Origin of the sequence: Vibrio satsumensis, assembly GCF_050337435.1 — a bacterium.
Classification (GTDB): Bacteria; Pseudomonadota; Gammaproteobacteria; order Enterobacterales; family Vibrionaceae; genus Vibrio; species Vibrio satsumensis.
The window spans coordinates 168,835-182,969 of sequence record NZ_JAKJSX010000008.1 but is presented as its reverse complement, the minus strand read 5'-3'; the positions used below and the strand labels follow the sequence as shown (position 1 = coordinate 182,969).

Here is a 14,135-nt window from a genome sequence, read left to right as displayed (position 1 = left end):
GTCAGGTCCCAGACCAAAACATAAAAATAAGGACAACAACATGAAGTTAAAAGCACTTGCTCTAGCAGGCTTATTGCTCACTCCCTTTGCTCACGCGAATAGCGACATTATGGTTCACGACGCGTACGCACGTGCAACACCGCCCTCAGCAGTGAACAGCGCGGTATTCACGACTCTGATGAACCACAGTGACAAAGATCGCGCTATTGTTTCTGCGACTACACCCGCAGCAGGCAAAGTAGAGCTTCATGATGTTATCGTTGATGGCGACGTAATGAAGATGCGCCAAGTTCATGAGATCACAATTCCTGCGAATGGTGAAGCGGTACTTAAACCTGGCAGCCTGCACATTATGTTGTTCGACCTAAAAGATGGTCTAAAAGAAGGTGAGCAGATCGAGATGACTCTGACCTTCGCTAACGGTGAAACGCAAACCTTTGAAGCGCCAGTTAAGAAAGTAATGAGCGGCATGAAAAAGATGAATCACGATCATCACTAATCGGATTCACAATCAATGAAATAAATTAAGCCACGATGACTTCTCGCCATCGTGGCTTTTTGCTAAACTGAGCTCGCTTTTCATTCAAAGCCTGACCACATTAATAACCAAGGAGAATAGAAGATGATTGTAATGAACACACTAAAACTGGCAGTAAAAGTAACGCGTTAATTTGTTTGGTTAATCAAACTTAAACACCGAGCTACCAACTTATCGTCATCCATTGACGACCGCACACTTTTACCCGGTTTACACTTGCTCGCACATGATCAAGGCATGCACATGACGCATGAATCAATCCGGGGTCCTATCTATTTGAATTCGCCCCAAACTCTAAAGCATTTTTGACGTTTCGACGCTTTTAAATTCATACCATCAAAGCTCGCACGTCTGGGTAAATAGACATGAATTCACAAAACGCATTTTCTCATCCAATGTCACTTCAACAACTTGGATGGCAACCTGTATTCCAACAACAACTGACACTCGAAGACTATGACCATTCCGCCATTGCTCGTATCGTCGCACATCACCGTAGTGGCTATACATTAGCATCAGAGCAAGGTGAAATTGTTCTACCCATCCACCCAAACCAACCGGCAATGACCGTTGGCGACTGGGTGATTTTGAACTCTGATCTGCAATTCGACCGCTTACTAGACCGTCAATCGCTCTTCCGCCGTAAAGCTGCTGGCAGTCGCGTAGCTGAACAATATATTTCAGCCAATATCGACACCGTTTTTATCGTGGTTTCGTTAAATAACGACTTTAATCTAAGCCGCATCGAGCGTTATCTCGCTCTCGTGAATGAAGCGCACGTTGAAGCCGTTATCGTACTCACCAAGAAAGACTTGTGTGACGACTACCAATACAAAGTACAACAAGTGCAAAGCTTAGATTCTATGCTAATGATCGAAGCGGTAAACAGCCTAGACCAAGACTCAACTCAAGTATTGTCACCTTGGTGTAAAACGGGCAAAACTGTTGCTTTGATGGGTTCGTCTGGCGTCGGAAAATCTACGCTCGTCAATTCATTGCTCGGTGAAACTCAGCAAGCGACCGGTGGTATTCGTGAAGACGACAGTAAAGGCCGTCATACAACTACATCACGCTCACTCCACTTGCTAACATCAGGTGGTTTACTGATCGATACTCCAGGAATGCGAGAGCTACAACTTGCAGACTGCGCTGAAGGCGTGAGTGAAACCTTTTCTGATGTCGAAGAGTTAGCCATGCATTGCCGATTCTCTGATTGTCATCATGAATCAGAGCCAGGGTGCAAAATACGCAAAGCTATTGAGAGTGGTGAGTTGTCTGAACGACGATTTAATAACTATCAAAAGCTATTGCGAGAGCAAGCCAGAAATGGCGCCTCATTGGCAGAGCAACGCGCGAACAGCAAACAGCTTTCCAAGATGTACAAAACCGTGCAATCAGAAAGCCGCAACATTAAAAAAGCTTCTGACTAAACCCTTGAGGTAATCACAATAAGCTTTATTTAAACAACTAAGCCCCACCTTATTAAAGACGTGGGGCTTTTTGTTTCAACTTGGTCGTAGTGTGACTATTTATGCACACAATGTTCTTATTAGTAGTGATTTACATTTCGATGTTTTCACTATAATGAGTTAACCAAATGCCACATTGCAGATTTATAGCTCATTAAGAATACATTTATTTAACATTTAGCTCTAAAAACACCACGTAGCGCAAACAATCACCCTAAAAGTAAACTATTCCTAGACACCCTCTTAGATCCCGCTAATATGACCGCCCATTCCACTAGTGTATAGTCGGATTTGGTACAACTTTATAAAAAGATACATCACTATAATAAATTAACAATTGCAGGTATTTTATGCAAAATCACAACATGCTCGCCCGCATCGCTCGTGGAAATCTCGTTCTACAGATCCTTGCTGGTATTGTTTTCGGTGTCGTTCTCGCCATGGTTTCTCCTTCAGCAGCTCAAGATGCAGGCCTACTAGGTAGTCTGTTTGTTGGTGCTCTGAAAGCTGTTGCCCCAATTTTAGTATTCATTCTTGTTGCAGCTTCTATCGCAAACCAAAAGAAAGGTCAGCATACCCATATGCGTCCAATCATTGTGCTTTATCTGATTGGTACGTTCTCTGCTGCACTGACCGCAGTAGTATTGAGCTTCATGTTCCCGACCACTTTGACACTGGTTGCTGGCGCTGAAGGTGCTAACCCACCTCAAGGTATTGCGGAAGTTCTTCATACCCTATTATTCAAACTTGTAGATAATCCAGTTAGCGCGCTAATGAACGCGAACTACATCGGTATTCTTGCTTGGGCAATCGGCCTTGGTCTTGCACTGCACCACGCATCTGCAACAACCAAAGCAGTTTTCGAAGACCTTAGCCACAGTGTTTCACACATTGTTCGCTTCATTATTCGTCTTGCGCCATTCGGTATCTTCGGTCTTGTTTCGACAACATTCGCAACAACGGGCTTCGATGCACTTGCAAGCTACGGTCAACTTCTAGCGGTTCTACTAAGCTCAATGCTGATCATTGCTCTTGTGGTTAACCCACTGCTTGTCTTTGTAAAGACAAAACAGAATCCATACCCACTTGTACTGCAATGTATTCGTGAATCTGGTGTAACGGCATTCTTCACTCGTTCAAGTGCTGCAAACATCCCAGTGAACATGAACCTTTGTAAGAAACTAAACCTAGACGAAGATACTTACTCTGTATCTATCCCACTAGGTGCAACAATCAACATGGCGGGTGCTGCAATCACCATCACTGTGTTGACACTTGCAGCTGTACACACAATGGGTATTGAGATTGATATCTTCACGGCGATTCTACTAAGCCTTGTTGCTGCAGTATCGGCATGTGGCGCATCGGGTGTTGCTGGCGGTTCACTACTGCTTATCCCACTAGCATGTGGCCTATTCGGTATTTCTAACGATGTAGCGATGCAGGTTGTAGCGGTTGGTTTCATTATCGGTGTGATTCAAGATTCAGCTGAAACAGCGCTTAACAGCTCAACTGACGTCGTGTTCACTGCGGCTGTATGTAAAGCTGAACAAAACAAAGCTTAATAAGCTCTTAGGTATTAGCTCTAAGCTCTAAGCTCTAAAAGCAAATAGCACATAAATAAAAAGGGAAGCATCAGCTTCCCTTTTTGTTGTCTTGAGTTTCTCGATTAGAGCTAAAGCTATATGTCGACTAATCGCAAGTTGCTCCATAGATAATCGTACACAGCTAATGAGCACAACTTACTGGTTTCTGTTCCAACTAGAGTCAACCGCAGACTGACTAAAGTCTAGAGAACCACTATTCTGACTAGCTTGTTTATCTGTTGGTACCTGCTCGATATTCACCTGTTGGCTATAATCAACGTTAGTCTCTTGTTCACTAGGCGCTTGAGTCTCTATGCGGCTCGTATCTACATTCAACTCGTTACCTTCTTCATCGAGCACTTCTTTCACTTTCTTAGGAACAGGTACATTGCGTTTGTAGAGCTTATTGAGCGCTTTAATTATTGAGTGCTTAGTGATTGCTTCTTGTGTCAGCTTAGTCATTATCGGCTTAGTCAGAGCCTGCAAGCCCACGACGGCATCCACACCAAGCTCCCCGCCGACCTTATCCCTTAAATGCTTTGCTTCTGAGTAACCAAAATGAGCTGAGAGGAATAACCAGATATAAGCGATGGCATTACCGTGTTCGCCATGGTCGATCCATGCTTCGCCCGCTCTAAACATCGCTTCTGCACTGTTCTTTTCTGCAGCCGTCTCAAACCAGTAAACAGCCTCGCCATGGTTAGGCTCAACACCCACACCGTTCAAATAGCTCATACCCAGTTTGATCTTGCCGTCTAGGTTATTTTTTTCGGCGGCTTTTTGGTACCACTCAACAGAGCTCTCAGCAGAATAATCTGGATTTTCTTTATCTAGACACCAGTCACCGATAAACAGCATCGCTTCGGTATTACCACCAGCCGCAGACTCTTCGATATAGGTATAGCCTTTAGGGATGTTCTTATCGGTTCCACGACCAAAGACGAGCGCTTTACCCATCTCGAATTTCGCCGATACATCATTGTCTAAAGCAGAGATTGCTAGCTGCCAAAAGTTGGCTTTCTCTCTTAAAATCAGGTCTTCTTTGCGCTTCATGCTTAGGCGTACAATGCCGTACATGCCATTGATATTATCGAGTTGCGCCGCTTTGTCGTACCAATACAGAGCTTCCTTAATATTGTTACGTTCAGCTTCTTTCGCCAAATACAGAATCGACGGTACATGCCCAGTTTCGGCTTTAAAGTGACGCTCTTTTTGCTCTTGTATGCGCGCTTTTTCAATCGCTTTTCGGTAAGCGACAGCACGAGCCTTACGTTCTTGTTCCAAGCGCTGCTTTCTTAGCGATAAAGAGATCAGCCACACCGCGACAAGTATTAACGAAAGAGCCGTCGCACCAATTGCGATTCCCATTGTACTCATAAAATATTTTAACCTAACTCGGCTGATATCAGCCTCGGTATCGAGGAGTTATCAACCTATAGTGAATGTTTCGAATTACAGGGAAACGCGCCGTTATTAAAACGTTCCGCCCTAAAATGAACTTAGCTCAGTATCTCAGGAATACATAGCGATAAAAAGCCTCCTAAGACCCATCCTTATGCACTCCATAAATGGTGTGATCTTGCTTCAATATCGATTAATTATGAAGACCACCTGTCATCAGAGAATCAGTGGTAAAAGTAATGATTCCCCATCCCTAATACCTTACATCTATGCTTAGGTAAGCTGCCCATAAATGTATGCTAGCTCAGCAACTGTTTTCGCAGAAAACTTCTTCATCAAACTCGCTCGGTGTACTTCCACAGTTCTCATGGCGATGCACAATTCATCAGCAATTTTCTGGTTACGCTTGCCGTCGATAATTTGTTTGAGGATGTCTATCTCACGCTCGGTTAATGATGCGTACGCTTGGCGATACACATTCATTTGTAAGTGCTTTTCAGAAGCGTCCAAACCTTGTTTGATTGCCTCGGCTAACTCATTACCTTTGACAGGCTTTTGAAAGAAGTTAACCGCGCCAGCTTGTAGGGCTTCAACCGCCATTGGCACATCACCATGGCCCGTCAGGTAAATCACCGACAGTGGGCTCTGCGCTTTCACCATAAACTCATGAACTTGCTGCCCTCTCATCTCTGGCATTCGGCTGTCTAATACCACACATCCCGGTGCACTCAAATCTACTGAGTCCAAAAAACTCGGGCCATCTTCAAAAGCTGACACGGTGAAATCATGCTCTTCTAATAGGAACACCAACGAGTCGCGCATCGACTCATCGTCATCAACCACATAAACAGGAAGCCTTTGATGAAGTTCAGACATAACAAGATTCCTTATGAATCACGTAAAAGAGAGAAAGGCAGTGTCACCGCAACATGACATCCATGTGGGGTAAGTGACGTGATCGTCATTTGCCCACTGTGATCTTCAATGACATCTTGGCAAATCGCGAGCCCTAACCCCAAGCCGTTTTCTTTGCTGCTCACAAAAGCTTGAGTCACTTCTTGTTCAGTGAAATCTAAGCCCGTGCCGTTGTCGATAATCGACAACATCATTTTATCCGGTTGATACTCGGTAATCACTTTAATTGTCGATGGTTCGTTATTTTTGTTGCCAATATCAGACGTAGCGCTTTGTTCGCGATGCATCTGAGCATTACACGCATCAGTCGCATTGTTGATCAGGTTTACAACTACCTGTTGCAAGCCCACTGGGTCAACATTTAGCTTGATAGGTTTGCCCACCGCATAACGTTCAATGCTGATCTTGTGCTTCTGTAATCGGAATTGCAGTAACTCAATGGTGTCTGTTAGTAACTGCTCAATATCTGTCTGAGACTTCTCTGATGAACGTTTCTTTATCATGTTTCTTAAGCGCTGGATGATCGCATCAGCACGGTCCACTTGAGACTGGATCTTCTCAAATACAGGCTCTATGTCAGTCAGCGGTTTGTTCTTCGAAATCCGCAGTAAACCGCCTTCGCTATAATTCCGAATTGCTGCCAGAGGCTGATTGATCTCGTGTGCCAAGCTACTACCTAGTTCACCAACTACCGCGATACGTTGTGAGTGCTCTAGCTGTTCACTCTTACTTTTCAGCTTGTACAGCGTCGCTTCTAGTTGTTTTTTGCTGCGACTGAATTTGTATTCCAACCAGAAGTGGTAAGCATTCAGCGATACGACAAGAATAAAGAACGCCCATGCCCACTGTTGATTGTATTTGAGCCAGATTAACGCTTCTTTCCACCAAGGTTGTTGCAGTGGATGCATGTCGAGTTGTTGGTATAGCTTATCGATCGACAGCAGGCTTGTCGGTGAAGTCCAACCCGATGCATTCGCTGCAATGGCTGGCGCACTGCTTTTTGGCACCGCAAATAACACCTGACTCATCTGCTTAGCTAATGCTGAAGAGGCTCGCTCTGTTTTGGCAAACGACCAGTTAGGGTACAAAGGCGTAGACACCTGACATCGGAACCCTTCTGGTGCTTCATTGTCGATAACACGATATTGACTAGCCACCAGTAAACCTTCGCTGATCATGCTCTCGACCAAACACGCAGGCACCACCGCAGCTTCAATGTGCCCTTCACGCAGTTGATACAAGCTGGCATCAATAGGGAAACCTAAGAACTGAGTATTAGAGAAAAAGTGATTGGGGTTGAGCCCTTGTTGCATCACTTGGTAACGCATAGTGAGGTAACCACCAAAAGCATTTTCAGATACTGCCGCAATCGGCTTACCGCTCAATTGTTCTAGAGAGATATAAGGTGACATTCTTCTGACCACTAATGCAGACCCGATACTACGCGTGCTGCTCACACCTTGATCGTTGTAGTTGTGGCTAGTCATAGTCGCCATCCAAGAGAGGTCATACTGACGTCCTAAACGAACCGCCTGACCTGGATTAGTGATTACAAAATCGACCTCGACCTTCTTTACCGCTTCGGCCATCTCTTCCAAGTTAAAGGGCTTGAGAACAAAGTGTTTTCCCGGGATACGCTCAGACAACCAGTCCATCGTTGGTTGCCAGCGTTGTTGCGCTGCAAGTTTGCCCCTGATAGCTAAAACACCCACTTCAATCGTCTGTTCTGATTCAATCGTATTTATCGCTACCGAAACGGGCTCCGTTTGAGCAGCGACACAATTACCTGCACTCAAGCTCAGCCAGCACGTACTGATGAATGTGATGAGGTTGCGAGCGGTCATGGACATCTCTTTATTCAATCGGGTTACCTATTCAAGGATTTATCAACGCGTTGAAGCACTTTTAAATAAAGCATAACAGCTAGATAGCGAAAACCACATTTGTTCTAGATCAACTTTGATCTGGGAATGTGGAAATCCACAATACCCCGTGTAGGGTCAAAATCTGACAATGAACTCAACAGAACCAATACCCATTTATAGGTACCAATATGGACTCATTGAAAAGACGGTTTCTCAGCCAGTTCGGCAAAGTTTCCGCGGGTGCTGCACTCATTCCCATTACCGGAATCAATACCGCAGTCGCAAGCACAGCCATTCGCAATAACAACCAACCTGACCGCAAAGGCGAAATAGGTAAACGCTACGCCATGGCGGTTGATTTACGTAAATGTGTGGGCTGTCAGGCATGTACAGTGGGTTGTAGCGTTGAAAACCAAGCACCAATCGGCCAGTTCAGAACCACCGTAAAACAGTATGAAGTCTCCCTTGATGATGGTTCGACTGCTCAACAAGACGTGAAATCTTTCATGTTGCCTCGCCTCTGTAATCACTGTGACAACGCTCCCTGCATCAAGGTTTGTCCAGTTCAAGCGACCTTCCAACGCGAAGATGGTATCGTGATGGTCGACAATGAACGCTGCGTAGCCTGTGCTTACTGCGTTCAAGCCTGCCCTTACGACGCTCGATTCATCAATAACGACACCCTTACCGCAGACAAATGCACCTTCTGCGCACACCGCCTTGAAGATGGCTTGCTGCCCGCCTGTGTAGAAACCTGTGTTGGTGGCGCGCGTGTCATTGGTGATCTCAAAGACCCAAACAGCGAAATTAACCGCCTGCTCAATGAAAACCAAGACGACATCAAGGTGCTTAAACCAGAGCAGAATACCAACCCACATGTTTTCTATATCGGCATGAACGAGCGATTCGTTAGCCACATTGAAGGGCAACCTGCGATTTATGATCCAGCCGCCATCGATAACTCATCCTCTAGCGAACAAGAATTGGCAATCGCGACACAAAGCAAACAAGGAGAGACAGCATGAATATCACTGAGGTGTTAGTTCCCGCTCAAGAGATCGCTTGGCTACCGTGGGCGGTTCAGTATTTCTTCTACATAGGTTCGGCTTACGCGGCTGCGATTCTGTTTTTGATTGCCCTGATATTTAAAAATTCAACCAGTCATCAATTTCGTGCAGCCCTGGTGCTTGTGATGGCCATCGGCGCGATTGTTGGGCCACTAGCACTAACTGGTGACTTACATCAACCAGGACGTGCTTGGCACTTCTACGCCCACATCACGCCTTGGTCATGGATGTCGTTAGGCTCTCTATTCCTACCTTTGTTCTCTGGTCTGGCTGTTGCAACCGCATGGATATATCTACGAGGTGACATCGCACAACTTAAAGAGAGTGAAAACCCGCTTCTAAAACGTTTGTCTTGGCTAACGCTAGGGCAATGGCAGGTTTCAACAAAACTAATGATTGCACTCGCTGCAGTGACGGCAGTTTCGGGCTTAAGCATCGCGCTTTACACAGGTGCAGAGATTGCGATTTTGGCGAGCCGCTCGCTTTGGCATCAACCGGCTTCACCGCTACTTTGGTTCACGACCGCATTCTTTGCTGCAACGGGTTTAACGCTGTTGATTTGGGCTCTGCTGCCTTCAAGCAAACCAAGCTTGAAACCAACAGACCTCGCTCTAGTACAAAGAACCATTACCTTAACAGGCGGCCTTGCCATCATTCTTACCTCGATTTGGGCATCTAACCATGGTCATTTCAATCTTTATGAGAACGACGCTTGGGGCATCAATTTAGGCATCATGACCACCAGTATTTTGCTGTGCATGATCTTGGTTCTTCCGCTGCAGCGTCTATCGCAAAGCAAGCTTGGCGTCATCCTTGTCGCGCTTGCGACCATGGTTTCAGCCTGGGCGGTGCGTTGGGTCACCATGATGGAAGTTCAAACCATTCCACGTTTTGATGTGGGTCCATTCCCTTATGAACTGCCTATGGGTAGCGCGGGATTGCTCGGCATTGTTGGTATGTGTGGTCTTTGGTTAGCACTTGCGTTGTTCGCCTCTGAAATCGTGTCTGTTGGATCTACAAGAACAACTGGCTCTGCACCAAAGACAACATCGAAGCCAAACCAAAATACATCGTCACCACTTAACCGTTCACATAGCTTGTAGTCTGAGGAATCATCATGGATAACAAACGTCGTCAATTTTTGAAAACAGGCCTTGCTGCCGGTGGTGTTGGAGCTTTTGCTGCAGGTTATGCGACAACCACAAAACACATGGTTCACGGTGCTATCGATGGCACAGCTGGCAAGAAAACCAACCACATCCACCACGGTAATTCGTTAGAGACGGAGTACAGTGTCGATGAGCAAGGTAAGATCTCGCCAAATCCAAACCAACGCGTGGCACCATCAATGTGTTTCGGTTGCTGGACACTGTGTGGCTTGCGTGTACGTATCGATAATCGCAATGACGAGATCTTACGTATCTCAGGTAACCCGTACCACCCGCTATCAAGTGATCAGCAGATCCCGTTCAAAACGCCGGTAAAAGACGCCTACATTGGCTTGTCTGGTGAATCAGGTATCAATAACCGCTCGACAGCCTGCGCCCGTGGTAATGGCATGTTAGAGATTCAAAACAGCCCATACCGAATTACTCAACCGCTTAAACGTGTCGGTAAGCGCGGTGAGGGAAAATGGGAACCCATCAGCTACGAACAGCTTATCTCTGAGATCACCGAAGGTGGTGACTTGTTCGGTGAGGGGGAAGTGGAAGGCTTACGTTCGATTCGCGATATCAAAACACCACTTGATCCGAACAACCCTGAATACGGACCAAAAGCCAACCAACTGCTTGTGACCAATGCGGGTAATGAAGGCCGTGATGACATCTTGAAGCGCTTTGCGTTTAACAGCTACGGCACTCGCAACTTTGGCCACCACGGCTCTTACTGTGGCTACGCGTTCCGCGCAGGTTCAGGCGCGATCATGAATGATTTAGATAAGTTCTCGCACTTAAAACCCGACTTTAATAACGCTGAGTTCATTCTTTTCATCGGTATGTCTCCGGCTCAAGCAGGTAACCCGTTTAAGCGTCAAGCACGACAACTTGCAGAGGCGCGTACTAACGGAAAACTGAGCTACACCATAGTGACGCCAAGCCTTCCTGCAGGATCATCAAGCCTTGCGGCGGGCGATCGCAACAACTGGCTTCCGATCAAACCGGGCACCGATTCAGCATTAGTATTGGGCATGATCCAATGGATCATCGAGAACCAACGTTACAACCATGATTTCTTGTCTCGCCCAAGTGCGCAAGCGATGCAGAAAGCCGGCACCACCCATTGGTGTAATGCATCTCACCTCGTGATCAGCGACGAAGCACACCCACAAAACGGGCGCATGCTTCGTGCATCGGATATTGGTTTGCTAGAAACAGGTGAGCCGATGTCTGACGATGATGGCTTCATCGCACTAGATGTGACAACGTCACTATTATCATCGCATATTCAGGTGAATGAAGCGGCTCTGTTCGTCGATCAAGACGTAGAAATTGATGGTCAAACCGTCCGTGTTAAGTCTTCTCTACAACGATTGAAAGAAGAAGCCTTCAAATACGACCTTGCTTACTACAGTGAGCAATGTGAAATCCCACAAGATCAGATTATTACGCTAGCGAAACGTTTCACCAGCTATGGTACAAAAGCAGTGGTGGATACTCACGGTGGCAACATGCACACCAATGGTTTCTACAACTCGTTCTCTATTCTGATGCTGAACGCGCTGATAGGTAACATCAACGCCAAAGGTGGTGCGATGGCAAAAGCGGGCGGCTACCCGACTTCTGTTGCTGGTCCACGTTACGACTTTACCAAGTTCAAAGGTAAAACTAAGCCTCAAGGCGTGTTCTTGTCTCGCAGCAAATTCCCGTATCACAAGACCAACGAATACAAACGCCGTGTTGCAGCTGGTGAATCACCCTACCCAACACGTGCGCCGTGGTACCCAATCTCAGCACCGCTTTTAACCGAGCACTTATCAGCTGCGATTGATGGTTACCCTTACCGCGCAAAAGCGTGGATCAACCACATGGCTAATCCACTTTATGGCGTGCCAGGGTTAGATAACCTGTTGGGTGTAAAGCTTAAAGATCCAAAACAGCTTGGCTTGATCGTCTCTATCGATGCCTTCATCAATGAAACAACAGCATTATCAGATTACCTTGTGCCGGACACGGTTACCTACGAAAGCTGGGGCATGGCAACACCTTGGCATGGCGTTGCGACCAAAGCGATCACCGCTCGTTGGCCGATAGTTGAGCCTAAAACCTCACGCACTCAAGATGGGCGCGCGATCAACCTAGAGAACTTCTTTATTGATGTCGCGAAAACACTTGGCTTAGGTGGCTTTGGCGATAACGTCATTAAAGACAGCCAAGGTAACTGGCACGGCATCCATAGTGCGGAAGATTTCTACCTACGCTCTGCGGCTAATCTAGCGTTCGTTAAAGGCGGAGTGCCGAATGTAGATGCCGAAGATATCGTTTGGTCTGGTCTAGAACGCCTTGTACCTGTGATGAACAAAACGCTCAAGCCAGAAGAGATGCTCAAAGTGGCGTATATCTTCGCACGTGGCGGTCGTTTTGAAGACGCAACCAATGCCTACACCAATGAAACCATGAAGTACAAATGGACCAAACCATTGGCAATCTGGAATGAAAAGCTAGGTACTTCTCGCAACACCATCAGTGGTGAACAGTACATGGGTTGCCCGACATGGTATCCACAGAAACTGGCAGACGGCACACCTTTAGCAGAGCAATTCCCGACCAAAGAGTGGCCATTTACTCTAACCAACTTTAAATCCAACATTCACAGTGCAGTATCTAACTTGTCACCACGTTTGGAGTCGATCAAAGGCGTGAACCCAGTTTACATTCACCCGCAAGACGCCTCTTCTGCTGGCATCAAAACAGGCGACGTATTTGCCATTGAAACACCGAGTTCAACCACACACGCGTTGGCGATGGTGATTGATGGCATCAAACAAGGCACATTAGGCTTTGAACACGGCTTTGGACACAAAGAGCTCGGCGAACGTGCGCACTGGATTGGGGACATGCAGCAACCGGTAAAAATGAAGTCAAACGATGGCGTTAACATCAATGATATTGGTTTAATTGACCCGACGAGAGAAGGCAAAGGCGTCATGCTGGATTGGGTGGTGGGCGCAGCAGCAAGACAAGCGCTTCCCGCTAAGATCTACAAAGTTTAATTTAAACTCCGTAAGATCTCACTTAAGCACTTATCCAACCATGTCCCTACTCATTCGTAACTAGGAACACAACAGAGCAACTTCGTCCTTCGAGGTTGCTCTGTTTTTCGAACGGCAGCCCTACCCCAAGCAATCAGTCAGTCTTCACTACGCCACAATTTTTAGCCAGTCTCCATAAAGTCACTATGCTTATACAATCGGTGCCATAAAAGAGCCTTAACAAGCAGTTACACCGAGGCGAACATGGCAGCTCCCTTGCATTTCGTTAACGGCGATTTGAATCAGCTTTTTGGGACTCACTAAATACCACCATGACGATTAAGGTTATTAATGTGAGATTTACCTCAAGTTCCAAGCGAATTAATGTGGAAATCCACAATAGCGTAAGTGCTCAATTATGCCGAAAATGCGTGCATTACAACCAATAGCGACGCCTCATGATTAAGCTGAATATAAAAACTCAAACTCTCACGCTTTGCATCGCTGCTTTAGGAAGCCTTTCTTTATCCGGTTTTGCACAAGCAGCGCCTAACCCTATGCCCGAAGCCGCAGAAACCTGTAGCGGGTGCCATCAAGCTGACGGGAAAGGTATGCCTAACATCGCCCCTATGCTTGCTGGGCTCAATGCCGATTACCTCGAACATCAACTGATTCTATTCTCTAATGGTGAACGTCAAAGTGCGATCATGAAAGGCATGGCCGATGGTGTGTCTGATCCTGCTATTCGTCGTGAAGTTGCGGAATACTTTGCCTCACTACCTTCATACGAATTCACAGATTTAGAACAGCGCGGCTCACAAGCCGATATTGATAACCCGTATCGCAAGCTTGTATTCCAAGGCGATTGGGATAGAAACATTCCCGCTTGTGCCACGTGTCATGGCCCTAGTGGTATGGGCGTAGATAAGTTCCCTCGCCTAGCAAGCCAGCACGCCGACTACATTCAAGCGCAACTCAACGCTTGGAAAAGCGGCACTCGCAAGGGTGATGATTTGAACATGATGGGAAATATCGCTGGCAAGTTGACCGACGATGAAATCAAGAACCTGTCTTACTACTTCGCATCTTTCCGATACTAAAGGGC

At 46.4% G+C, this 14,135-nt stretch carries 10 protein-coding genes; 7 read left to right on the top strand and 3 right to left on the bottom strand.

The window, feature by feature from the left end; all coding sequences use genetic code 11:
* The first annotated feature begins 40 nt into the window (after positions 1 to 40).
* The 3 genes from L4C44_RS11800 (at position 41) to sstT (ending at position 3,572) form a co-directional block, all read left to right on the top strand.
* Positions 41 to 499 carry a copper chaperone PCu(A)C gene (locus L4C44_RS11800; RefSeq protein ID WP_146491016.1) on the top strand — a complete coding sequence of 153 codons (459 nt, stop codon included), beginning with the start codon at positions 41 to 43 and terminating at the stop codon, positions 497 to 499.
* A gap of 404 nt (positions 500 to 903) precedes the next feature.
* Complete coding sequence (gene rsgA, locus L4C44_RS11795) at positions 904 to 1,968, top strand: ribosome small subunit-dependent GTPase A (RefSeq protein WP_428805090.1); 1,065 nt, start codon at positions 904 to 906, stop codon at positions 1,966 to 1,968.
* 389 nt (positions 1,969 to 2,357) lie between these two features.
* Positions 2,358 to 3,572 carry a serine/threonine transporter SstT gene (gene sstT, locus L4C44_RS11790; RefSeq protein WP_132942507.1) on the top strand — a complete coding sequence of 405 codons (1,215 nt, stop codon included), beginning with the start codon at positions 2,358 to 2,360 and terminating at the stop codon, positions 3,570 to 3,572.
* A 177-nt stretch (positions 3,573 to 3,749) separates the two neighbouring features.
* Here the strand turns inward: sstT and L4C44_RS11785 are convergent, their stop codons facing one another.
* From L4C44_RS11785 to L4C44_RS11775, 3 genes are all read right to left on the bottom strand, one after another.
* Positions 3,750 to 4,961 carry a tetratricopeptide repeat protein gene (locus L4C44_RS11785; protein WP_285953934.1) on the bottom strand — a complete coding sequence of 404 codons (1,212 nt, stop codon included), beginning with the start codon at positions 4,959 to 4,961 and terminating at the stop codon, positions 3,750 to 3,752.
* Positions 4,962 to 5,267: 306 nt separating this feature from the next.
* A complete protein-coding gene (locus L4C44_RS11780; RefSeq protein WP_146491018.1) occupies positions 5,268 to 5,870 on the bottom strand; it encodes a response regulator transcription factor in 603 nt (200 codons plus the stop codon).
* An 11-nt stretch (positions 5,871 to 5,881) separates the two neighbouring features.
* Positions 5,882 to 7,753, bottom strand: coding sequence for a sensor histidine kinase (locus L4C44_RS11775; protein WP_428805089.1), 1,872 nt, complete (start codon positions 7,751 to 7,753; stop codon positions 5,882 to 5,884).
* A gap of 209 nt (positions 7,754 to 7,962) precedes the next feature.
* Here L4C44_RS11775 and dsrO point away from each other — a divergent pair, with 209 nt between their 5' ends.
* From dsrO to L4C44_RS11755, 4 genes are all read left to right on the top strand, one after another.
* Complete coding sequence (dsrO, locus tag L4C44_RS11770) at positions 7,963 to 8,799, top strand: sulfate reduction electron transfer complex DsrMKJOP subunit DsrO (RefSeq protein ID WP_146491020.1); 837 nt, start codon at positions 7,963 to 7,965, stop codon at positions 8,797 to 8,799.
* The gene (gene nrfD, locus L4C44_RS11765) at positions 8,796 to 9,944 is read left to right on the top strand and encodes an NrfD/PsrC family molybdoenzyme membrane anchor subunit (RefSeq protein ID WP_428805088.1); all 1,149 of its coding nucleotides are present in this window, start codon (positions 8,796 to 8,798) and stop codon (positions 9,942 to 9,944) included. Before dsrO ends, nrfD begins: the two co-directional genes overlap by 4 nt.
* A gap of 14 nt (positions 9,945 to 9,958) precedes the next feature.
* Positions 9,959 to 13,051: a tetrathionate reductase subunit A gene (locus L4C44_RS11760; protein ID WP_428805087.1), complete on the top strand. Its 3,093-nt coding sequence runs from the start codon at positions 9,959 to 9,961 to the stop codon at positions 13,049 to 13,051.
* A 437-nt stretch (positions 13,052 to 13,488) separates the two neighbouring features.
* Positions 13,489 to 14,130 (top strand): c-type cytochrome, encoded by a 642-nt coding sequence (locus L4C44_RS11755; RefSeq protein WP_428805086.1) that lies wholly within the window; start codon positions 13,489 to 13,491, stop codon positions 14,128 to 14,130.
* The last annotated feature ends 5 nt before the right edge of the window (positions 14,131 to 14,135 follow it).

Excerpts from the sequence above, each read along its gene's own strand:
- L4C44_RS11800 (WP_146491016.1), top strand. The coding sequence starts at position 41 with ATGAAGTTAAAAGCACTTGCTCTAGCAGGCTTATTGCTCACTCCCTTT.
- rsgA (WP_428805090.1), top strand. The coding sequence starts at position 904 with ATGAATTCACAAAACGCATTTTCTCATCCAATGTCACTTCAACAACTT.
- sstT (WP_132942507.1), top strand. The coding sequence starts at position 2,358 with ATGCAAAATCACAACATGCTCGCCCGCATCGCTCGTGGAAATCTCGTT.
- L4C44_RS11785 (WP_285953934.1), bottom strand. The coding sequence starts at position 4,961 with ATGGGAATCGCAATTGGTGCGACGGCTCTTTCGTTAATACTTGTCGCG.
- L4C44_RS11780 (WP_146491018.1), bottom strand. The coding sequence starts at position 5,870 with ATGTCTGAACTTCATCAAAGGCTTCCTGTTTATGTGGTTGATGACGAT.
- L4C44_RS11775 (WP_428805089.1), bottom strand. The coding sequence starts at position 7,753 with ATGACCGCTCGCAACCTCATCACATTCATCAGTACGTGCTGGCTGAGC.
- dsrO (WP_146491020.1), top strand. The coding sequence starts at position 7,963 with ATGGACTCATTGAAAAGACGGTTTCTCAGCCAGTTCGGCAAAGTTTCC.
- nrfD (WP_428805088.1), top strand. The coding sequence starts at position 8,796 with ATGAATATCACTGAGGTGTTAGTTCCCGCTCAAGAGATCGCTTGGCTA.
- L4C44_RS11760 (WP_428805087.1), top strand. The coding sequence starts at position 9,959 with ATGGATAACAAACGTCGTCAATTTTTGAAAACAGGCCTTGCTGCCGGT.
- L4C44_RS11755 (WP_428805086.1), top strand. The coding sequence starts at position 13,489 with ATGATTAAGCTGAATATAAAAACTCAAACTCTCACGCTTTGCATCGCT.